Source organism: Pseudodesulfovibrio portus (assembly GCF_026000375.1).
Classification (GTDB): domain Bacteria; phylum Desulfobacterota; class Desulfovibrionia; order Desulfovibrionales; family Desulfovibrionaceae; genus Pseudodesulfovibrio; species Pseudodesulfovibrio portus.
The window spans coordinates 471,050-490,465 of the sequence record NZ_AP026708.1 but is presented as its reverse complement, the minus strand read 5'-3'; the positions used below and the strand labels follow the sequence as shown (position 1 = coordinate 490,465).

Sequence of the window (19,416 nt, the reverse complement as noted above, 5' to 3'; positions counted from 1 at the left end):
GAGGTCTTCATGGTCACATAGTGCACCGCAGGGAGGGAGGTGTGGATTATAATGTCAGGTCAGTTTCGTTTCCAGGTCCGGGTCCAGTTCCACGCGCAGGGTGCCCAGTTTTCTGTCCACGGCCACCTGGCCGATGTTGAAGCCCTTGACCTTGCGCACGTCCTTGACCAGGGCGTACATGACGTCCGCCTTGCCGTCCTCGCTGCGGTAGCTCTTCAGGCCGCACAGGATGGCCGCCTCCGTGAGCGTGGTCTCCGGTACTTCCTGGCCCGGATGGTCGCGCTTGAGGATGATGTGCGAGCTGGGTCCGTCGGCCACATGGAACCAGTAGTCGAACGGGCTGGCCGCTTTGCTCAGGATGTCGTGGTTGGCCTTCTTGTTCTTGCCCCGGATGATGGTCAAGCCGTCGCTGGACTTGAACAGGGATACGGCAAGGCCGTGATACCGCTTGGGCAGCGCCGGGGGACCGTCCGGAAGCGGGATGTCGTGCTGGACCTGAGACGGGTGGAATTCGTAGCTGCCGTCCTCGATCTGCGCGAGTTCGCGCAGCAGCTCCCTGCGCCTGCGCTTGATGTGGGGGAAGCCGCGCTGGGCCTTTGCGGCGAGCTTGAAATACTTCTCCATGTTCTCGATGGGCGAGAGATGGGGGTTGAGCGGGACAAGCATTTTTCCATGCACCGGGTGGGTGACCGTGATCTCTTCAAGCCCTTCGGCATCCTTGAAGCGGTACAGCTCGGCCTGGAGCGCCTCGGCCATGGCCTGTTCGGCGGCCAGCGCTTTCAATCGAGCCTCTTCTTCGTCCAGCCTTTTCAGGTTGCGGTTCACCTTTTTCCTGGCCCTCTTCAAAAGCGTCTTCTGCGGCTTGTCCTCTTCCATCTCCAGCAGGGAGAATAGGGTGCGCTCGCCGTAGGCGTTTGCTGCGGCCAGGGCGGAATCGAAGCGCTCTTCCCCGTCCCTTCCCGAGGTCCAGGCCATGGGCGGTGACCAGCCTGCCCGCGATTGGGCCAGGTGGAATTCGGATGCCGCTCCCGTGGCGATGGTGAAATAGAGCTGGTGGGCCTCGTCCTCGGGCAGGGCCTTGAGCGCCTGGCGCAGGGGCGGCGAGATGTGCGGGTAGTCGCGCCAGATGTCAGGGTCGTTCAACACGTCTTCCAGGGCGGGCCATTCCGGCTGAACGGTGAAATCGTCCGGGAGATCGTCCGTCAGCTCCATGCCGGTGCGGCAGTCGAGAATGAGCCAGTTCCCGGCGTCCGGCTCCGCCCGGGGCGTGAGCTCAAGGGCCAGGCGCAGGCTCGGCCAGTGGGCGAGGGTATTGATGATCTTGCGGTTCCTGAGACGTTTGCGGAACCACATGGCCATGGCCGGCGCGTCCGGCGGGTTGGCGGGTTTGGTGGCGGACAGAAATAAAAGGCCCGCCGTTTTGGCGGGCCGGAATAGCAGGTGGAGCGGTTCGCCGGTGTTCTGGATTTTGAGTGTCCAGATACCGGGCGCGGGAGCGAACACCTTGTCGATGCGTCGACCGGTCAGCTCAAGCGCAAGCTCAGCGGTCAGGAAGCGAAAAAAATTGGCTTCCATGGCTGGAGCGCGGAGGGGTGAGGACCTGCGGCTAGTCGCCGCGAACGGCCTCGTCCTCTTCCTGTTTGCTCTTGCAGTTGATGCAGAGCGTGGTCATGGGCCGGGCCTTCAGGCGCGGGATCGAAATCTCGTCGCCGCACTCCTGGCAGAGGCCGAACTCGCCATCATCGATGCGATCAATGGCCTTTTGGATCTTCTTGATCAGCTTGCGTTCACGATCACGGAGCCGGAGGGTGAATGCGCGGTCGGATTCCGCAGTGGCGCGGTCTGCCGGATCGGCATACACTTCGCCCGATTCCGTCATGTCCTCGATGGTCGCCTCGCTCTTCTTGAGGATGTCATCGAGCATGCCGTTCAGTGTTTGCTTGAAGAATTGCAGGTCTTTTGCGTCCATGTTCTCTTACCCCATCTCATTTGGGACACGGTTGAGGAGTCAAGGGAGTAATCCCTTTTTTACTGAATTAAAGCGCGTTGGTATACTAAAAAGGCACCAAAAGTAAAGCTGTTCCAATAGCTCAAAAATTACAGCTAGTTCTCTAACGGGGGAAATGACTAAATTTTTCTAGAATCCGCTTGACACCCACAAGGTGCACGGGTAAACAGTGGTTCGCTTTTGACGAGCGGGAATAACTCAGTGGTAGAGTGCAACCTTGCCAAGGTTGAAGTCGCGGGTTCAAATCCCGTTTCCCGCTCCAATTTTATGGCGACATAGCCAAGTGGTAAGGCAGAGGTCTGCAAAACCTCCATTCTCCGGTTCAAATCCGGATGTCGCCTCCACTGCGCGGGAATAACTCAGTGGTAGAGTGCAACCTTGCCAAGGTTGAAGTCGCGGGTTCAAATCCCGTTTCCCGCTCCAAGAGATCAAGGCCGGCCCGAATGGGCCGGCTTTTTTCTCGGAGTTCGTCGCCCCCCCGTTGCGGGAATAACTCAGTGGTAGAGTGCAACCTTGCCAAGGTTGAAGTCGCGGGTTCAAATCCCGTTTCCCGCTCCACGAACATCAAGGCCGGCCCCGATACGGGCCGGCCTTTTCCTTGTCTTCCCGCAAAGAAATTTCATTTTCCTCCCTTGGCATGCGCTCCTGCGGTATGGTCCGTGCAACCGGCTTCGGGACGGCAACATTTTCCCGAATCAACGCGCCGCCATAATAATATGAACAAGACTGACCACACACACAGGAATGAGGAGCAGGACGGGCTGGCCGGATTGACCGTGTCGCCGCTGGCTTCGGTCGGCATGCAGGCCAGGAATTTCACGGCCTTGTTCGATTCCCCGCAAACGTCCATAGCGCCGGATTTTTATGCCCCCGGAAGCCTCGCATCCGACGTGGAACGATTGTGCGACCCGACGCAGGATGTCTCCGACGCCGACCTGCTCAACGTGGCCGTGAAGTATTTCTTTTCCTATGTCCACGACGACGCTTTCGACGAGCCCGTTCCCTTCGGCGAGATAACCCAGCTGTTCGAACGGTTCGCCCGCCACCAGTCCATGAATGAGCCGTCCGACGACATCGAGATCATGAATCGGCTGCGCATGTGGTCGCCGGTGCTCCGCGTTCTCGCGGACGCGCCCAGGGCGGCCCACGTCATGCGGGCGGTGATCGGTCAATCCGATGCGCCCGTCTATGGCGGCGGACCATATGTCGGCGTGGACATCGGGGCGGGAACCGGAATCATGCTTCTGGCCCTGCAGATTCAGGCGCGCCGCAACGGGTTCTCGGACATCCAGACACTGGGCTATCAGACGGACCCTGTGTCGGGCGAGCGGACTCACGACCTTGTCCACACATTGGGCGCGGGCAGCGTCATGCTGGCCGATCCGTCCCGCGAAGGGGCGTACGGGGTGGTCCGGGGGCGCACGGTCAATTTCGTGGCCAACGAGGTCGTGGCCGGCATCCAGCAGTCCCTGACCATGGCCAACTGTTTCGGAAAATACCGGGCGTTCTTCCGGTCCGTGAGCGAGGGGCTCGACAGCGCGGCCTTTTTCCCGGCCGGGCTGGTGGCTCACAGCGCCGCGGCCAACGCGTCCGTCATCCTGGCCCGCGAGAACTGCTTCCAGCCCCCGGCGGAGTATCTTGAAGAGAGCTTCGTGCCCCAGGGGCTCATCCTGGAAGGCCAGGTGTTGCCCATGCACAAGCTGGGCAGGGAATTCTATAAATTCCTGACCTGACAAGTTGTCTGATTGTGCTGATTCCGGCCCGGCTCGTCCGGGCTTTTTTTATCCGTACAGGGCGATGACCGCTGCCCCGGCGGTCATGACGGACGTGCCGAGCAGGCGGTAGCGGAGGCCTTTTTCATCGAACAGCAGCTTGCCGTATATTACCGAGAAGATACCCGCCATGCGCTTGATGGTCACCATGTACGCGGCGGCGACCAGGGAGATGGCCAGGTTGTGGCAGATGACTTCCAGGAATATGATGATCCCTGCCCCCATCCCCAGCAGCGGGCGGCGGACGATGGTGGAGAGCCTGGCCTTGCCCACGCCCACCAGGACGGCGGTCAGGCAGATTCCATACAGTGCGTAGAGGAACATGGCCGCGAACAGGGGCGAGGAGTTGAGGATCAGGAGCTTGCCGCCCACCGAGCAGAGGCTGTACAGGGCGGCCACCGCCAGCATCATGACCGAACCGGGTTCGCGCCAGATGGCCTTGATCGGGCCGAGGAACCCGTGCCGGGTGGCGTCCAGGTTGATGACGTAACCGCCCACGACGACCAGCAGCACGCCGACGATGCCCAGGGGCGCAAGGCTTTCGCCCAGCACGAAGTTGCCGGTGAAGATGACGAAGACCGGCGTGAAGCTCAGGAAGGGAATGGTCAGGGACAGCGGTGAGATGTGGATGGCCCGGAAATGCAGGATAATGGCGATGAGGTTCACCGGCAACAGCCACGACATGGCCGGGAAGAATCCCGGTCCGATCTCCGGGATGTCGATGAAGAGCAGGGCGATCCCGCACAGGGGTACGCAGTAGAAAAAGGGGATGACGCCCATCTCCCAGGGTGAAACATCGGAAAAGAACCGTTTCATCCAGGCCGAAGTGGAGGCCATCATCAGGGCCGCGCCCAGGGAGAACAGGAACCACGTCATGGGCAGGGTATACGCCCGGTCCAATATATTGTAAAACAAACTTGCAGTTTGGAACCGTGAGGGTTAAAAACCCGGAAAAACAAGAAAAGGAGCATGGATAGCCATGTTGAAGCCGTCAGTCGGCGTGGCCCTGGAAGGGCTGCCCTATATCATCATCGCAGCGTTCACCACTCTCATTTTCGCCGTCATGGGCTGGTGGTTCTTGGCCCTGGTCGGCCTGGGCCTGACCGCGTTCATCGGCCACTTCTTCCGTGATCCCGAGCGGGTCGGTCCCGAGGACGCCGAAGCGGTTTCCTCGCCCGCCGACGGCAAGGTCATCAAGGTTTCCCGAGAGGCAGACCCCGTGTCCGGCGAGATGCGCCAGGTCATCGCCATCTTCATGAACGTCTTCAACGTGCACGTGAACCGCATGCCGGTTTCGGGAAAGGTCGAGCTGATCCGCTACATTCCCGGCAAGTTCGTCAACGCCTCCTTCGACAAGGCGAGCACGGACAACGAGCGTTCCGTCATGGTTGTTACCGGCAAGGGAAACCAGCGTTTCACCGTTGTCCAGATCGCGGGGCTCATCGCCCGCCGCATCGTTTCCTGGGCCGAGCCCGGCGACAAGCTCAAGCGCGGTGAGCGGTTCGGCATGATTAAGTTCGGATCGAGAGTTGACCTTTACATGCCGGATGGCTATGTACCAACTGTCAGCGTCGGCCAGAAGGTCGTCGCGGGCGAAACGCCTCTGGCCACCAAGCGCCAGGGATAATTTGAGGGAAGGTTTTCGAACCGTTATGGAAGATAGGAAATTGCCGCGCCACAAGAGCGTCTACCTCTTGCCGAACCTGCTGACCACGGCCAGCCTGTTTCTCGGTTTTCTCGGACTGACCTGGGCCATCAAGGGAGACTATGCCTCCTGCGCCCTGTGCATCCTGGGAAGCTGCGTGTTCGACGGCCTGGACGGCAAGGTTGCCCGCATTACCAGAACCACCAGCGAATTCGGCGTTCAGCTCGACTCCCTGGCGGATCTGGTGGCTTTCGGCGTGGTCCCGGCGGTCATGTCCTATCTCTGGCTCCTCAACGATTTCGGTCGGCTCGGCCTGATGGCCGCGTTCCTGTTCATGGCCTGCGGCGCGTTGCGCCTGGCCCGGTTCAACGTCCAGGCGGCCACCGGCTCCAAACGCCATTTTGTGGGCCTGCCCATTCCTGCGGCGGCCTGTACCCTGGCCACCCTGGTCCTGTTCACCGATTTCGTGCCCCAGGAGTACATGCACTCGGTGATCTCCGTGGGTACGCTGGTGCTCGTCTATGTGCTGTCGTTTTTTATGGTCAGCACCGTTCGTTTTTATTCCTTCAAGGAAATCAGCGCCTTCAAGGCCCATCCCTTCAGCTGGATGGTGACCGCGATCCTTATTTTCTCCCTGGTCGCGTCCAAGCCCAAGGTGCTGGGCTTCATCATTTTCCTGGGCTACCTCATTTCCGGCCCGGTCTACACCCTCGTCCTACTATCCCGCAGCAACAAGCGACTATACCGGGATAATTCCGAGGAAGAGCTAGGCTAGCTCACCCCCCTCTCCCCATAACCGGTATATCGTACCGACCTTGATCGCCGCGCAGCACGTGTCTGGTGCGTTTGGCGGTTGTATATACTTTTGCTAATCATTTTGTAATAGAGCCCCGAAAGGGGAAGAATCCGGAGGATCATCATGGCAGATCGAGTTTACGTATTTGACACCACCTTGCGTGACGGCGAACAGTCTCCCGGCGCGACCATGAACCTGGACGAGAAAATCCGCATGGCCAAACAGCTGGAAACCCTGGGCGTGGACGTCATCGAGGCAGGTTTTCCCATCGCCAGCCAGGGCGATTTCGAGGCCGTGCAGGCCATTGCCAGGGCCGTGGACAAGGTCCAGGTGGCCGGGCTGTGCCGGGCGGTGGTCGGAGACATCGACCGCTGCTGGGAGGCCGTCAAGGACGCGAAGAACCCGCGCATCCATACGTTCCTGGCCACCAGTGAAATCCACATGCAGCACAAGCTGGGCAAAACCGCCGAAGAGGTCATCGTCATGATCGACAAGGCCGTGCGGCACGCCCGGCAGTATACGGACAACGTGGAGTTCTCCGCCGAGGACGCCTCCCGGTCCGACTGGGACTTCCTGGTCCGGGTCACCGAAGTGGCCATCGAGGCCGGGGCCACAGTGGTCAACATCCCCGATACCGTGGGGTACACCCAGCCCTTCGAATACTACGATCTGATCAAATACCTGAAGGACAACGTCAAGAACGTGGACAAGGCGATCCTTTCAGTTCACTGCCATAACGATCTCGGTTCCGCCGTGGCCAACTCCCTGGCAGCCGTCAGGGCGGGGGCGCGCCAGGTGGAGTGCACCGTGCTCGGCATCGGCGAGCGCGCGGGCAACGCGGCCCTGGAAGACCTAGTCATGGCCATCAACACCCGCAAGGAACTGTACGACGTGGAGACGGGCATCAACACCGAGCAGATTTATCCCTCCTGCCGACGCCTCTCCCAGATCATCGGCATGCCCATCCCGCCCAACAAGGCCATTGTGGGCGCCAATGCATTTGCCCACGAATCGGGCGTCCATCAGGACGGCGTACTCAAGAACCGGTTGACCTACGAGATCATGACCCCCGAATCCATCGGGCGGACCTCCAACGACATCGTCATCGGCAAGCACTCCGGATCCCATGCGGTCAAGAACAAGGCCGAGGAACTGGGATACACCCTCGATGGAGAACAGGTCCAGGTGCTGTTCAAGGCGGTCAAGGATTTGGCCGACAGGAAGGAACAGATTTACGACGAAGACGTGGAGGCCCTGATCCTGGAGTCCGTGTACCGGCGCAGGGACAAGTTCCGCCTGGTGGACATGTCCGTGTTCTCCGGGGCCGGCGACGTGCCCCCGCACGCGGCCACGATCATGGAATTTGGTGCCGAGGGCGAGGCCGAGACCCGAAAAACCAGCAAATTCGGTGAAGGTTCCATTGACGCGGTGTTCCAGTCCATTTACTCATTGGTGGGCACATCGCCGAAACTCGAATATTATTCGGTCAACGCCGTTACCGAAGGCTCCGACGCCCTGGCAGGCGTCTCCGTGCGCATCAGTCACGGCGGCACCAAGGCCGTGGGCCGTGCCAACGATGCCGATGTTGTCAGGGCCAGCGCCCTGGCCATGGTCAACGCACTCAACCGCTTGGAAAAAGCCAAAGAGGAGAAATAGATAATGGGTCAGACTTTAGCCGAAAAAATTCTGCAGAAACACACGGACCAGGAAGTGTCCGGGGCCGGGCAGATCGTCCAGTGCTCCGTCGACATGGTCCTGGCCAACGACATCACCGCCCCCCTGGCCATCAAGTCCTTCAAGGCCATGGGCGCAAAAAAGGTGTTCGATAAAGACAAGGTCTCCCTGGTATGCGACCACTTCACTCCCAACAAGGACATCGACTCCGCCGAGCAGGTGAAGGTTGTTCGGGAATTTGCCGAGGAGATGGGCGTGACCCATTACTACGAGTGCGGCGAAGTGGGCGTGGAACATGCGCTGCTCCCGGAAAAGGGCATCGTCGGCCCCGGTGACGTGGTCGTGGGAGCGGACTCCCACACCTGCACCTACGGCGGTCTGGGGGCCTTTGCCACCGGCATGGGCTCCACGGACGTGGGCGCGGCCATGGCGCTGGGCGAGACCTGGTTCAAGGTGCCGCCCACCATCAGGGTCAACCTGACCGGTACCCCCGGCGAGTACGTGGGAGCCAAGGACTTCGTGCTCAATCAGATCGGCCGTCTCGGCGTGTCCGGCGCGCTCTACAAGGCGCTGGAATACGGCGGTGAAGTGGTGGACGACATGTCCATCGAGGGCCGCATGACCATCGCCAACATGGCCATCGAGGCCGGCGGCAAGGTCGGTCTGTTCCCGGTTGACCGGAAGACCCTGGACTATGCTGAAAAAGCCGGTTTCTCCGGCGGCGAAGCCATGACCGCCGATGCGGACGCCGAGTACGAGCAGGTGCTCGACATCGACGTCACCGGCATGGCTCCGCAGGTCGCCTGCCCGCATCTGCCCGACAACGTCAAATCCGTGGACGACACCGCAGGGCTGAAGATCCACCAGGCCGTGATCGGCTCCTGCACCAACGGCCGCATCGAGGACATGCGCGTGGCAGCCGCCATTCTCAAGGGCCGTCAGGTGAACCCCAAGGTGCGGTGCATCATCCTGCCCGCCACTCCGGCCATCTGGAAGGCGTGCATGCGGGAAGGGTTGATGGAGATATTCATGGATTCCGGTTGTATCGTGGGCCCGCCCACCTGCGGCCCCTGTCTGGGCGGCCATATGGGCATCCTGGCGGGCGGCGAACGCGCCATCGCGACCACCAACCGCAACTTCAAGGGCCGCATGGGCTCGCTTCAGTCCGAGGTCTTCCTGTCCAACCCCGCCGTGGCCGCCGCTTCCGCCGTGGCAGGCGAGATCATCAACCCGGCCAAGCTGTAGGAGGGTCATATAATGAAAGTTACCGGAACCGCCCATAAAGTGGGCGACCACATCGATACGGACGCCATAATCCCGGCCCGTTTTCTGGTCACCACCGATTCCAAGGAACTGGGGGCCAACTGCATGGAAGGCCTCGAGGCAGGCTGGGTGAAGCGGGTCAAGGATAACGACGTCATGGTCGGCGGCGAGAATTTCGGCTGCGGCTCCTCCCGTGAGCACGCGCCCATCTCCATCCTCGGCGCGGGTATTCCCGTGGTCATCGCCAAGTCGTTTGCCCGCATCTTCTACCGCAACGGCTTCAATATGGGGTTGGTGCTGCTGGAGATCGGCGACGACATCGACAAGTTCAGCGACACCGATCAGATCGAGGTTGATACCGCCACCGGCGTCATCAGGAATCTGACCACCGGCGTGACCGTGCAGGCTGCCGCCGTTCCTCCCTTCATGCAGGAAATCCTGGATGCGGGCGGACTGGTGCAGTACGCAAAACGGAAACTGGCTTAGATTGATTGAAGTCGGCTGTAATTGGCCGCAATCATATAACTTTGATTGGAGAATGCTATGAAAATATGCGTCTTGCCTGGTGACGGTATCGGCACCGAAATCGTTGCCCAGGCCCTGCGCGTACTGGAAGCGGTCGGCGCCAAGTTCGACCGCAAGTTCGAGACCACCGAGGCATTGATCGGCGGTTGCGCCATCGATGCCGAGGGCGTGCCTCTGCCCGCGGACACCGTTGCCAAGTGCAGGGATGCCGACGCCGTGCTGCTGGGCGCGGTGGGCGGTCCCAAGTGGGACACCATCGACCCGGCCATCCGCCCCGAAAAGGGGTTGCTCGGCATCCGCAAGGAGCTGGGGCTGTTCGCCAACCTGCGACCGGCCCGGTTGTTCAAGGAGCTGGCCGACGCCTGTTACCTGCGCCCGGATATCGTGGCCCGTGGACTGGACGTCATGGTCGTGCGCGAGTTGACCGGCGGCATCTATTTCGGCGAGCCCCGTTTTGACGGCGAAAAGGACGGCGAGCGGTTCGGGTACAACACCATGACCTACTATGAGCATGAGATCCGGCGCATCGCCAAGGTGGCCTTCGAGGCCGCCCGCAAGCGCGACGGTCGCGTCTGCTCCGTGGACAAGGCCAACGTGCTGGACGTGTCCCGCGTCTGGCGCGAGATCGTCATCGACGAGCACAAAAACTACGCCGACGTGGAACTGTCCCACATGTACGTGGACAATGCGGCCATGCAGTTGGTGCGCGACCCGTCCCAGTTCGACGTGGTGGTCACCGGAAATCTTTTCGGCGACATCCTTTCCGACGAAGCGGCGGCCATCACCGGGTCCATCGGGATGCTGCCGTCCGCGTCCCTGGGTGCGGCCAATCCCGGCCTGTACGAGCCCATCCACGGTTCCGCTCCGGATATCGCGGGCCAGGACAAGGCCAACCCGTTGGCCACCATCCTGTCCGTGGCCATGATGCTTCGGCATTCATTCGACATGGTGGTGGAGGCCGACTGCATCGAGACTGCCGTGGAGAAAACCCTGGAACAGGGATACCGCACCGGCGACATCATGCAGGCAGGCGGCAAGGCCGTGGGCTGCGTGGCCATGGCCGATGCCGTTTTGGCGAACTTGTAAGACACGGCAGATCACAATGACAACGGGCCGCACCCCATCAGGGTGCGGCCCGTTTTTTTCAGGCATGGAATTGATTATCGCCCTAGAGTCCAGTTGCCTCTGCCGAGCTGTTCGCTGATTTTCAGGTCGATATATCCCAGCGTGACGCCGGTGGACAAATAATCCATGTTGAGAACGCATTTTTCCTTTCGGATCTTATGGTCCTGTTCCAGTGAGATCTTTCCCGAGGCGAGAAGGTACGTGCTGATCTTTTCTTCCACGTCTTCTTCCGAGATGCAGACCTGGGCAGCAGTCTTGATCTTGTATCCCGTCTCGTTGTTGATGAGAGTTTCAAGCTGCTGCTTTTTTCGGGACAACTCGGCCTGGAGTTCCCATTTTTTACCCAGCATGAAGTCGTATTTGGACTCCAACGCCTTTTTGCGCTTGACCATGGTGTGGATGGAAGCGACTTTTTTCTGCGAAATCATGCGAAACAGGAATATTGCCACTCCAGCACAGATGAATAGTAGGGCGATTGATAGGACCATGGCTTGACTCACTGCATGGACTTGATCTGTTTGTCGATCCCGTCGATTTCCATTTGAAGTTCAATGACCTCCCGCTCAAGGTCTCCGAGTTTTTTTTCCAGCATGTTGAAGAGACCTTGGAACTCCATGCGTTTTTTTCGGATCATGTTGCTGCAGTTTTGAAAGTGCACCACCACGGCACCCAATATGATCAGGGCTCCCATGACGAAAATTAGAGAAAGTGTGTTGAAATCTAGCATGTTGTATATTTTTTGTCAGGGCATGCTGGGCATGCCCGATTGGTTTGTTCTCTAGAGTGATAGCTTATTCATGATCGATGAGACGGTGCAATTATATTTGTGGATATCTGCCGGGGCCGGAAGGGAGGATCCGCGACCGGGGAAATAGCGTATTGTGCCGCAGAAGAGGGGGGCGGAGAAAACGGGGTGGGAGCCCATGCCCTGGCTATTTTTGCCTTTTCAACATCTTCTTGCTGGTCTCAGCGTCGATGTAGCCCAGCGTCAGGCAGGTGGCGAGGAAGTCCATTTTGAGCACGTCCATCTTCTGTTTGACCTTTTCGTTCTGCTCGACGGAGAGCTTGCCCATGGAGATGAGCAGGTTGCTTATCCGGTCTTCCTCGGTCTCCTCTTCAATATGCATCTCGGAGGCCGTCTTGATCCGGATGCCTTCCTGGTTGTTGACCAGGGTGGCGAGCCGCCTCTCCTTGTGCGCCAATTCCTTTTTCAATCCCGCCCTTTCCCGCACGAGATAGTCGTACTTGGATTCAACCGCCTGCTTTTGTTTGGACAGTTCGTTCAGGGCGTTGATTTTGCCTACCGAAATCCGGCGGAAAAAAAAGACCGTTACCGCCGCACAGATGAAGAAGAGGATAAGGGGGAAGGTCATGGTTCGTTATTCCTCTAGGGAATTGATTTGATCGTCGACCTCGTCGATCTTCGTCTGAAGATCGACGACTTCCCGTTCAAGGACATCGATTTTTTTCCCCAGTTGTTCGGTGATGTTGTGGACCTGGTTGCTTTTTCTCTTGATCGTATCGTTGCAGTTGTGGCCATGCACCAACACCACGGCTGCGAAGACGAAGCCTGCCATGGCCAGGAGCAGATATGTCGTGTTTGAATCGAGCATGTCGTATTTTCTGTTATATTATAATAGGGTGCACGCCCCCTCAAATTGAGGAATACGCAATAGTTGACATTTATTCAAGCGTATCCGGGCGGCCGGGTTGCCTATCGGGGTTGTGGGGCTGCGAGCAGGAAAGCTACCTTGTTGGACCGCGATTGTTTCTTGACCTGGATTTCGAGCTTGAGGGCCGCGCTTTTGTCTTCAACCTGTGTCAGGGCGGCCAGGGAAACGGGGCGGCGCACCCGGGTGTATTTTGAGGCCGTGCCCGCATTGTGCTGCGTCAACCGCCGGTCCATGTCGGTGGTGATGCCGCAATACAGGCTGTTGTCGGCGCAACAGAGGAGATAGACGAACCAGGAACGCATCACGATTATGTACCCCGGATGGGGGCGGGGGTCAAAACCGGCTTGCCAATCTGTTCCGCCGATTGTATTCCCTACACCCATGTCCCGCATCACTGTACAGAATCTCGGAAAAAGCTACGGCGGAGAGTCCGTGTTTGCCGACGTGGCCTTTGAGATCACGCCGGGCATGCGCCTCGCCCTGACCGGTCCCAACGGGTGCGGAAAAAGTACGCTGCTCAAGGTGTTGGCCGGTGAAATCCGGCCCGACGAAGGGCAGATGACCCTGTCCAAGGGCGCCCGGGTCGGCTACGTGGCCCAGGAGATGACCGGGGAGGTGCTTGATCGGCAATTGCTCTCCTGGGTGCTGTCCGCGCTGCCTTCCTGGAACGAGTTCTGGGAGCAGTGGGAGCAGGCCGTGGCAGCAGGTGACACAGCCCGTATCGAAAAGCTTTCCCACAGACAGGCGGAGTTCGAGGAGCTCTACGGCTACAACCCGGACCACAAGGCGCGGGCCATTCTGACCGGCCTGGGTTTTCACGACGACGACCTGTTCAAGCGCATCGGCGAGCTGTCCGGCGGCTGGCGGGAGCGGGCCAAGCTCGGGCGAGTGTTGCTGCAGGGTGCGGATGTCCTGCTTCTGGACGAACCCACCAACCATCTTGATCTTGAGGCCGTGGAGTGGCTGGAGTCGTACCTGCTCAATTTCCGGGGCGCGCTCGCCTTCGTGGTCCATGATCGTATTTTCCTCAACCGGGTGGGCACCCACGTCCTGTTTCTCGGCGGTGCCAGACCGGTCCTGCGCAAGGGGTCGTTTGACGAATTCCTGGTCTGGGACGCGGAAAACCGGGAACAGCGGGCCAAGGAAGCCGCCAAGCTGTCGGCCAGGATCGACAACGAATACAAATACATCAATAAATTTCGCGTCAAGGCGCGCAAAGCCGCCCAGGCGCAAAGCAAGCTCAAGAAGGTCGAGAAGCTGGAGCGGGAACTGGTCCAGATCAAGGAGGCCCAGGCCGCGTCACACCGGGGCAAGAGCCTGAATTTCCGGCTTCCCGAGCCCAAACGGGGGGACAAGGTCCCGGTTTCGGTGGTGGACCTCGAGTTCCATTACGACGACGGCGAAAAGTCCGTCTGGCCCACGCTCGATTTTCAGCTCTTCCGGGGCAAGAAAGTGGCCGTGGTCGCACCCAACGGCGCGGGCAAGTCCACGCTGTTGAAGCTGATCACCGGGGCGCTCCTGCCCACCAAAGGTCACGTCAAGATCGGTTCCGGCACCGAGGTCGGCTACTTCAGCCAGCACCAGCATGAAATTCTCAATCTCGACTCCACGGTGCTGGGCGAGATCCGGCGTCTGTCCGACCCCAATCTGACCGAGGAGCAGGTCATGAGCGTACTCGGCCTGTTCCTGCTCGGCGAGCCGTACTTCGATCGCAAGGTCAAAGGGCTTTCCGGCGGCGAGAAGAGCCGGTTGCTTCTGGCCACGCTCTTCCTGGCCAGGGCCAACTTCCTCATTCTCGACGAGCCCACCAACCACCTGGACATCGAGACCCGGGAGGGGCTTATCCGGGCCCTCCAGGACTACGAGGGCACGCTGCTCTTCGTTGCCCACGACCGGTATCTCCTGAACGAGGTGGCCGAGGAGGTCTGGGCTCTGGACGAAGACGGCATCACACCCTACCTCGGCGGGTTCGAGGCGTACCAGGCCAAGCTCAGGCAGGAGGAGGCGTGCCGGGCCGGCGAGGCGGCCTGCGATCCCGAGGCGGCGCGCGAGAAGCGCAAGCTGACCAAGGAGGAAAAGCGCCGTCAGGCCGAGGAGCGGAACCGGCTTTACCGGCAACTCAAGCCGCTCAAGGCCGATTATGACAAGCTCGAGGCGGACCTGGAAAAGGTACTCGAAGAGCAGTCCGATCTGGAACTGAAGATGAATGATCCGGCCACCTACGAGAAACCCGAGGAGGCGCTCAAGATCAACGCGGCATACAAGGACGCCACCGAGTGGGCCGAGACGCTTATGGAGCGGATGGCCGGGCTTGAAGAGAAGATCGAGGCCATCAACGCCGTCCAGGAGGCGGACTGATGAAGCCGGTCCTCGACGTGGTGGCGGGCATCGTCTGGCGGGACGGGGAGTACCTGGCGGTTGAGCGGCCCGAGGGTGCGCGCATGGCCGGGTGGTGGGAGTTTCCCGGCGGCAAGATAGAGCCGGGAGAGACCCGCGAGGACGCATTGGTCCGGGAATTCAGGGAGGAGCTCGGCGTTACGCCTACGGAATTCGAGCATTGGCAGGACCTGGAGCACGAATACGATGAATTTGTAGTCCGCTTGAACTTTTTCCACATCCACAGTTATTCAGGTGAGTTGCAGCCCCTTGAAAAGCAGCGCATGGCCTGGGTCGATCCGTCGGTCCCGCCCGCCCTCGATTTTCTGCCCGCCGATATCGTGATCGTCGAAGCCCTCCATCGGTGATTATTTCTTACATTGTCCGGGACATCCCGGTATTTCTTCGTTGAAGGTTGTGCCCAGAAGGGGTATGTATCTTCTCTTGCTCCGATCAGGGGCCATCATGCTTTTTATGTTGAAGGAGAAGAGCTTTGCGCGTTTGTGATCTGATCAAGGGGAAGTCCCCCTTCATATCCCTGGAATTCTTCCCGCCCAAGGAAAGGGAAGCATGGCCGGGATTCTTCGAGGTCGTGGAAAAACTCAAGGAACTGGAACCGTTGTTCGCATCCGTGACCTACGGCGCAGGCGGCGGTACCCAGGACAACACCCTTGAGATCGCCACCCGCATGAAGCGGGACCACGGCATCGAGCCTCTGACCCATCTGACCAGCGTGGGCGCTTCCGCCGAAAAGTTGGACGGCTTCCTCAAGAGCCTGCGCTCTGCCGATATCGAAAACGTCCTGGCCCTGCGCGGCGACCCGCCTCGCGGCGTGGAGGATTTCGACTTCAATTCCCAGGAGTTCTGCCACGCCACTGACGTCATCGAGTTCATCGGCGCCAGGTACCCCGAGATGTGCGTGGGCGGTGCCGCCTATCCCGAGCCGCACTTCGAGTCGCCGTCCATCCAGTCCGATCTGGACATGGTCGCCCTCAAGGTGAAGAAGGGCGCGGAGTTTCTGGTGACCCAGCTGTTTTTCGACAACCGGCTGTATTTCGACTACGTGGCCCGGCTCAAGGATTTGGGTGCGGACGTGCCGGTCATTCCCGGCATCCTGCCCATCATGAGCCTCAAGTCCGCCAAGTTCATATTGAGCCTGTGCGGTGCCGCCATACCGGGTAAATTCCTGAGCGCGCTGGAAAAGGCGCATGAGGAGGGCGGTGACGATGCCGTGTACGCACTTGGCATCGACTACGCGACCAAACAGGCGCAGCAACTCATCGACGGCGGTGCGCCGGGCGTGCATCTGTACACGCTCAATCGCGCCGAGGCCGTCCTCGAAATCGGCAGGAATTTGAATATATAGGTTACAATTTTCAGAGGTTGGAGAGAGTATCATGAGCAAAGAATTCGTTGTGGCCGTGTGCGGCGCCACGGGTGCCGTGGGCCAGGAGATGCTGAAGGTTCTGGAGCAGAGGGATTTCCCCTACAGCAAGCTGATTCCAATGGCTTCGGCCCGGAGCGCGGGCAAGAAGGTAATGTGCAAGGGCGAGGAACACACCGTCGTCGAGATGAAGGAAGATTCCTTCGAGGGCGTGGACATCGCCCTGTTCTCGGCCGGAGGTTCCACTTCCGAGAAGTTTGCTCCCTGCGCGGCCAAGTCCGGCTGCGTGGTGGTGGACAACTCCTCGGCATGGCGCATGAACGACGAGTGTCCCCTGGTGGTTCCCGAAGTGAATCCCCATGACCTCGACTGGCACAAGGGCATCATCGCCAACCCCAACTGTTCCACCATTCAGATGATGGTGGCCCTGAAGCCCATCCATGACGAGGCCCGGATCAAGCGCGTGGTGGTTTCAACCTACCAGGCCGTTTCCGGCACCGGCCAGAAGGCCATCGAGGAGCTGGAAAACCAGGTCCGCCGCCTCATGTCCGGCCAGCCCGTGGTGGCCGACGTCTATCCGCACCAGATTGCCTTCAACTGCCTGCCGCAGATCGACGTGTTCATGGACAACGGCTATACCAAGGAAGAGATGAAGATGGTCAACGAGACGACCAAGATCATGGGCGATCCGACCATCAAGGTCACTGCCACCTGCGTGCGCGTGCCCGTCTTCTACGGTCATTCCGAGTCCGTGAACATCGAGACCGAGGAAAAGCTGACCGCAGACGACGTTCGTGCCCTGCTGGCCAAGTCGCCCGGCATCATCATCGAGGACTACCCGGAGAAAAAGGCCTACCCCATGCCGATCAACGCCGCAGGGGAAGACGCCACCTATATCGGTCGTATCCGCGAGGACGAGACCATCGAGAACGGCCTCAACATGTGGATCGTGTCCGACAACATCCGCAAGGGCGCGGCCCTGAACACCATCCAAATCGCCGAGACGCTCATCGAGCGCGATCTCGTGCGCGTTCCCTAAGAGGGGCTGATCGTGGTCAAGATTGTAGATTCCAAGGATTATCTGGATGCCGTGATGGCGTTGGACCGGCCCGGCAGCGAGCAGGTCCACGCCTTCTACGAACACCGTGTGGGCATGATCTGCAAGGACCCGAAAGCCATGCTCATGCCGTGGGACGACCACCTTGTCCATCGCGGCGACGGCGTGTTCGAGGCCATGAAATTCGTGGAGGGTCGGCTGTATCAGCTGGACCCGCACCTGGAGCGCATGAAACGGTCCTCCTCGTCCATCTACCTCGAGCCTCCGTGCTCCTGGGAGGAGATACGGGAACTGGCCCTTGACGTATGCCGTGCGGGCGGCAGGGAGAGCGGCATGCTCCGTATCTTCCTCGGACGCGGTCCGGGCGGTTTCGGCGTCTATCCGTCGGAATGCCCGCAGACGAGCCTGTACATCGTGTCCACGGACCTGCACCCCCCAAAGGAAGCTGTCTACGAAACCGGGGCCACTGCTTTCAAGACCTCCATCCCGGCCAAGCAGTCCTACCTGGCGACCATCAAGTCCATCGACTACCTGCCCAACGTCCTCATGAAGCACGAGGCCGAGGAAAAGGGGTACGACTACCCGTTCTGTTTCGATCGCAACGGCTTCCTGGCAGAAGGAGCCACGGAGAACGTGTGCATGGTGAGCCAGGACGGCAAGCTGATCATCCCCGAGTTCACCAACGCCCTGGCAGGCACCACGCTCCTGCGGGCCGTGGACCTGGTCAAGAACGACATGTCCGTCACCTTCCGGGGCATCAGCGAGGACGAGATATACGAGGCCCGGGAGATCATCATCGTGGGCACCACCGGGGACGCCATTCCCGTGGTCCGCTTCAACGGCAAGCCCATCCACGACGTGAAGCCCGGCCCGGTGGCCAAACGCATCCGCGAGTTGATCCGTCAGGATTTGCGGGATAACGGCATACCGCTGTAATATCGAGCAATCATGTGAAACGGAAGGCCGTCCCGGAAACGGGGCGGCCTTCTTCATGTACGTGAGGGCGACGGGGGAGGGGGCGTCAACGGTTGGCGCAGGCAGGGTCCGGGGAGGCCTCGAACTGGCGGATTGCCTCTTCGGCCAGGATGTCCGTGCCTATGGTCCGCATGGCGTGGTCGTGCATCATCCGGGTGACGTCCACCGGGCCGGGGATGGTCATGAAGCCGAATGCCTCGGCCCACTTCTCGCCGCGCAGGTAGCCCAGGGCCCAGCGCAAGGTATGCATGTGGAAGAAGCCCTGGTTGCGGATGACGATCATGGCCTTGCAGCGGCCGTCCTCGGCCCTTTCGCGAAAGCTCACCTTGCGGTGTTCGCAGGAGGCGAGCGGGTAGCTGACATGGTAGAATTCGTTGCCCGCCAGGGCCGCCTGAATCCACAGGTCCCAGTCCCTGTATACGGGATTTTCGCGGAATCCTTCCGTGGATTCCCAGGCCCGCCGCGTCATGAGCGCGCCCGGACCCAGGAAGCCTCTCGCCTGGAGCAGGGCGGGCCGGAAGGCTGGCAACTGGACCATGCCGGGCCGGGCTCCGGTGTTGCCGGGAGCCAGGCGGATATAGTCGCAATACATGACGTCCGTGTCGGGGTGATCCTCGAAGACCGAGCTGGCCGTGGTCAGGTACTTGGGGTCCAGCCGATAATCGGGACGCAGGAAAAGGAGCTTGTCTCCCGTGGCTGCGTCGGCGGCCTGGTTGCGGACCGAGGCCGGGGTGGCCGAAGGGTCGCAATCGTGGATGCGGATGTCGTTCAGGCCCGTGATGGCCTGCCAGGCGGCGAGATCTGAAGGGGAGTGCGTTCCGTTCCCGGCCACGAGGATCTCCACTTCCGACAATCCGGCGGACTGGCGGGAGATGGACTGCAACAGGCGCGGCAGGCCGGGATGTGTTTCCAAGTCGGAAACTATGATGGATACGCGGTTGCGTGAACGCATTGCTGTGCCCCTTCCGTGGGATGAATTGCCTCGACACGGGGAAGGTCGGCACGGTCCGTGTGCACATTTCGCCTTCCTCGTATCGTTTTTATCGACGCAGCAGGAGGGAACTTTAGGGAGGTGGTATAGGTTTTTGAAAAAAAGTGCATGCAGAGGATTTTTCGTCAGCCGCTTGCGCCAGGGCCATGGTT

21 protein-coding genes and 4 tRNA genes are annotated in these 19,416 nt (G+C 60.1%); 16 read left to right on the top strand and 9 right to left on the bottom strand.

Annotated elements, in window-relative coordinates; genetic code table 11:
- Positions 1 to 54: 54 nt before the first annotated feature.
- Together OO730_RS02505 and dksA are read right to left on the bottom strand one after the other, a co-directional pair.
- Positions 55 to 1,575 carry an NFACT RNA binding domain-containing protein gene (locus tag OO730_RS02505; RefSeq protein WP_264983000.1) on the bottom strand — a complete coding sequence of 507 codons (1,521 nt, stop codon included), beginning with the start codon at positions 1,573 to 1,575 and terminating at the stop codon, positions 55 to 57.
- A gap of 31 nt (positions 1,576 to 1,606) precedes the next feature.
- A complete protein-coding gene (gene dksA / locus OO730_RS02500) occupies positions 1,607 to 1,969 on the bottom strand; it encodes an RNA polymerase-binding protein DksA (RefSeq protein ID WP_264982999.1) in 363 nt (120 codons plus the stop codon).
- Positions 1,970 to 2,195: 226 nt separating this feature from the next.
- On the opposite strand from dksA, the gene OO730_RS02495 reads away from it, so the two are divergent.
- From OO730_RS02495 to OO730_RS02475, 5 genes are all read left to right on the top strand, one after another.
- A tRNA-Gly gene (locus OO730_RS02495) sits at positions 2,196 to 2,270 on the top strand.
- A gap of 7 nt (positions 2,271 to 2,277) precedes the next feature.
- Positions 2,278 to 2,352 (top strand) — tRNA-Cys (locus tag OO730_RS02490).
- Between the two features lie 4 nt (positions 2,353 to 2,356).
- Positions 2,357 to 2,431 (top strand) — tRNA-Gly (locus tag OO730_RS02485).
- 60 nt (positions 2,432 to 2,491) lie between these two features.
- Positions 2,492 to 2,566 (top strand) — tRNA-Gly (locus tag OO730_RS02480).
- A gap of 158 nt (positions 2,567 to 2,724) precedes the next feature.
- On the top strand, positions 2,725 to 3,741 hold the full coding sequence (locus OO730_RS02475) for a hypothetical protein (RefSeq protein WP_264982998.1): 1,017 nt from the start codon (positions 2,725 to 2,727) through the stop codon (positions 3,739 to 3,741).
- Positions 3,742 to 3,789: 48 nt separating this feature from the next.
- On the opposite strand, the gene OO730_RS02470 is transcribed toward OO730_RS02475, so the two are convergent.
- On the bottom strand, positions 3,790 to 4,656 hold the full coding sequence (locus OO730_RS02470) for a DMT family transporter (protein ID WP_264982997.1): 867 nt from the start codon (positions 4,654 to 4,656) through the stop codon (positions 3,790 to 3,792).
- 103 nt (positions 4,657 to 4,759) lie between these two features.
- Here OO730_RS02470 and OO730_RS02465 point away from each other — a divergent pair, with 103 nt between their 5' ends.
- The 6 genes from OO730_RS02465 to leuB all read left to right on the top strand — a co-directional run bounded on the left by OO730_RS02465 (position 4,760) and on the right by leuB (position 10,769).
- Positions 4,760 to 5,407, top strand: a complete 648-nt coding sequence (locus tag OO730_RS02465; protein WP_264982996.1) for a phosphatidylserine decarboxylase family protein — start codon at positions 4,760 to 4,762, stop codon at positions 5,405 to 5,407.
- A 25-nt stretch (positions 5,408 to 5,432) separates the two neighbouring features.
- Complete coding sequence (gene pssA, locus OO730_RS02460; protein WP_264982995.1) at positions 5,433 to 6,200, top strand: CDP-diacylglycerol--serine O-phosphatidyltransferase; 768 nt, start codon at positions 5,433 to 5,435, stop codon at positions 6,198 to 6,200.
- A 144-nt stretch (positions 6,201 to 6,344) separates the two neighbouring features.
- Complete coding sequence (locus tag OO730_RS02455) at positions 6,345 to 7,877, top strand: 2-isopropylmalate synthase (RefSeq protein WP_264982994.1); 1,533 nt, start codon at positions 6,345 to 6,347, stop codon at positions 7,875 to 7,877.
- Positions 7,878 to 7,880: 3 nt separating this feature from the next.
- The gene (gene leuC, locus OO730_RS02450) at positions 7,881 to 9,140 is read left to right on the top strand and encodes a 3-isopropylmalate dehydratase large subunit (protein WP_264982993.1); all 1,260 of its coding nucleotides are present in this window, start codon (positions 7,881 to 7,883) and stop codon (positions 9,138 to 9,140) included.
- A gap of 12 nt (positions 9,141 to 9,152) precedes the next feature.
- Positions 9,153 to 9,644 (top strand): 3-isopropylmalate dehydratase small subunit, encoded by a 492-nt coding sequence (locus tag OO730_RS02445; protein WP_264982992.1) that lies wholly within the window; start codon positions 9,153 to 9,155, stop codon positions 9,642 to 9,644.
- A 57-nt stretch (positions 9,645 to 9,701) separates the two neighbouring features.
- The gene (gene leuB, locus OO730_RS02440; protein ID WP_264982991.1) at positions 9,702 to 10,769 is read left to right on the top strand and encodes a 3-isopropylmalate dehydrogenase; all 1,068 of its coding nucleotides are present in this window, start codon (positions 9,702 to 9,704) and stop codon (positions 10,767 to 10,769) included.
- Positions 10,770 to 10,843: 74 nt separating this feature from the next.
- On the opposite strand, the gene OO730_RS02435 is transcribed toward leuB, so the two are convergent.
- From OO730_RS02435 to OO730_RS02415, 5 genes are all read right to left on the bottom strand, one after another.
- Positions 10,844 to 11,236: a hypothetical protein gene (locus tag OO730_RS02435; RefSeq protein ID WP_264982990.1), complete on the bottom strand. Its 393-nt coding sequence runs from the start codon at positions 11,234 to 11,236 to the stop codon at positions 10,844 to 10,846.
- 68 nt (positions 11,237 to 11,304) lie between these two features.
- Entirely contained in the window at positions 11,305 to 11,535 is a 231-nt protein-coding gene (locus tag OO730_RS02430) for a hypothetical protein (RefSeq protein ID WP_264982989.1), read from the bottom strand.
- 205 nt (positions 11,536 to 11,740) lie between these two features.
- The gene (locus OO730_RS02425; RefSeq protein WP_264982988.1) at positions 11,741 to 12,181 is read right to left on the bottom strand and encodes a hypothetical protein; all 441 of its coding nucleotides are present in this window, start codon (positions 12,179 to 12,181) and stop codon (positions 11,741 to 11,743) included.
- A 6-nt stretch (positions 12,182 to 12,187) separates the two neighbouring features.
- Entirely contained in the window at positions 12,188 to 12,421 is a 234-nt protein-coding gene (locus OO730_RS02420; RefSeq protein WP_264982987.1) for a biogenesis of lysosome-related organelles complex 1 subunit 2, read from the bottom strand.
- A 101-nt stretch (positions 12,422 to 12,522) separates the two neighbouring features.
- A complete protein-coding gene (locus OO730_RS02415) occupies positions 12,523 to 12,783 on the bottom strand; it encodes a GIY-YIG nuclease family protein (RefSeq protein ID WP_264984113.1) in 261 nt (86 codons plus the stop codon).
- A gap of 79 nt (positions 12,784 to 12,862) precedes the next feature.
- Here OO730_RS02415 and OO730_RS02410 point away from each other — a divergent pair, with 79 nt between their 5' ends.
- From OO730_RS02410 to OO730_RS02390, 5 genes are all read left to right on the top strand, one after another.
- The gene (locus OO730_RS02410) at positions 12,863 to 14,839 is read left to right on the top strand and encodes an ABC-F family ATP-binding cassette domain-containing protein (protein WP_264982986.1); all 1,977 of its coding nucleotides are present in this window, start codon (positions 12,863 to 12,865) and stop codon (positions 14,837 to 14,839) included.
- Positions 14,839 to 15,225, top strand: a complete 387-nt coding sequence (locus OO730_RS02405) for a (deoxy)nucleoside triphosphate pyrophosphohydrolase (RefSeq protein ID WP_264982985.1) — start codon at positions 14,839 to 14,841, stop codon at positions 15,223 to 15,225. The genes OO730_RS02410 and OO730_RS02405 overlap by 1 nt, the downstream gene beginning before the upstream one ends.
- A 125-nt stretch (positions 15,226 to 15,350) precedes the next feature.
- Positions 15,351 to 16,223 carry a methylenetetrahydrofolate reductase gene (locus OO730_RS02400; protein WP_264982984.1) on the top strand — a complete coding sequence of 291 codons (873 nt, stop codon included), beginning with the start codon at positions 15,351 to 15,353 and terminating at the stop codon, positions 16,221 to 16,223.
- Positions 16,224 to 16,254: 31 nt separating this feature from the next.
- The gene (locus OO730_RS02395) at positions 16,255 to 17,280 is read left to right on the top strand and encodes an aspartate-semialdehyde dehydrogenase (RefSeq protein WP_264982983.1); all 1,026 of its coding nucleotides are present in this window, start codon (positions 16,255 to 16,257) and stop codon (positions 17,278 to 17,280) included.
- Between the two features lie 12 nt (positions 17,281 to 17,292).
- Positions 17,293 to 18,234: an aminotransferase class IV gene (locus tag OO730_RS02390; protein WP_264982982.1), complete on the top strand. Its 942-nt coding sequence runs from the start codon at positions 17,293 to 17,295 to the stop codon at positions 18,232 to 18,234.
- A gap of 85 nt (positions 18,235 to 18,319) precedes the next feature.
- Here OO730_RS02390 and OO730_RS02385 read toward each other — a convergent pair whose 3' ends face one another.
- Positions 18,320 to 19,225: a glycosyltransferase family 2 protein gene (locus OO730_RS02385; protein ID WP_264982981.1), complete on the bottom strand. Its 906-nt coding sequence runs from the start codon at positions 19,223 to 19,225 to the stop codon at positions 18,320 to 18,322.
- Positions 19,226 to 19,416: the final 191 nt, after the last annotated feature.

Bases quoted from the DNA above. Each gene is read 5' to 3' on its own strand.
- OO730_RS02505 (WP_264983000.1), bottom strand. From the start codon at position 1,575: ATGGAAGCCAATTTTTTTCGCTTCCTGACCGCTGAGCTTGCGCTTGAG.
- dksA (WP_264982999.1), bottom strand. From the start codon at position 1,969: ATGGACGCAAAAGACCTGCAATTCTTCAAGCAAACACTGAACGGCATG.
- OO730_RS02475 (WP_264982998.1), top strand. From the start codon at position 2,725: ATGAACAAGACTGACCACACACACAGGAATGAGGAGCAGGACGGGCTG.
- OO730_RS02470 (WP_264982997.1), bottom strand. From the start codon at position 4,656: ATGACGTGGTTCCTGTTCTCCCTGGGCGCGGCCCTGATGATGGCCTCC.
- OO730_RS02465 (WP_264982996.1), top strand. From the start codon at position 4,760: ATGTTGAAGCCGTCAGTCGGCGTGGCCCTGGAAGGGCTGCCCTATATC.
- pssA (WP_264982995.1), top strand. From the start codon at position 5,433: ATGGAAGATAGGAAATTGCCGCGCCACAAGAGCGTCTACCTCTTGCCG.
- OO730_RS02455 (WP_264982994.1), top strand. From the start codon at position 6,345: ATGGCAGATCGAGTTTACGTATTTGACACCACCTTGCGTGACGGCGAA.
- leuC (WP_264982993.1), top strand. From the start codon at position 7,881: ATGGGTCAGACTTTAGCCGAAAAAATTCTGCAGAAACACACGGACCAG.
- OO730_RS02445 (WP_264982992.1), top strand. From the start codon at position 9,153: ATGAAAGTTACCGGAACCGCCCATAAAGTGGGCGACCACATCGATACG.
- leuB (WP_264982991.1), top strand. From the start codon at position 9,702: ATGAAAATATGCGTCTTGCCTGGTGACGGTATCGGCACCGAAATCGTT.
- OO730_RS02435 (WP_264982990.1), bottom strand. From the start codon at position 11,236: ATGATTTCGCAGAAAAAAGTCGCTTCCATCCACACCATGGTCAAGCGC.
- OO730_RS02430 (WP_264982989.1), bottom strand. From the start codon at position 11,535: ATGCTAGATTTCAACACACTTTCTCTAATTTTCGTCATGGGAGCCCTG.
- OO730_RS02425 (WP_264982988.1), bottom strand. From the start codon at position 12,181: ATGACCTTCCCCCTTATCCTCTTCTTCATCTGTGCGGCGGTAACGGTC.
- OO730_RS02420 (WP_264982987.1), bottom strand. From the start codon at position 12,421: ATGCTCGATTCAAACACGACATATCTGCTCCTGGCCATGGCAGGCTTC.
- OO730_RS02415 (WP_264984113.1), bottom strand. From the start codon at position 12,783: ATGCGTTCCTGGTTCGTCTATCTCCTCTGTTGCGCCGACAACAGCCTG.
- OO730_RS02410 (WP_264982986.1), top strand. From the start codon at position 12,863: ATGTCCCGCATCACTGTACAGAATCTCGGAAAAAGCTACGGCGGAGAG.
- OO730_RS02405 (WP_264982985.1), top strand. From the start codon at position 14,839: ATGAAGCCGGTCCTCGACGTGGTGGCGGGCATCGTCTGGCGGGACGGG.
- OO730_RS02395 (WP_264982983.1), top strand. From the start codon at position 16,255: ATGAGCAAAGAATTCGTTGTGGCCGTGTGCGGCGCCACGGGTGCCGTG.
- OO730_RS02385 (WP_264982981.1), bottom strand. From the start codon at position 19,225: ATGCGTTCACGCAACCGCGTATCCATCATAGTTTCCGACTTGGAAACA.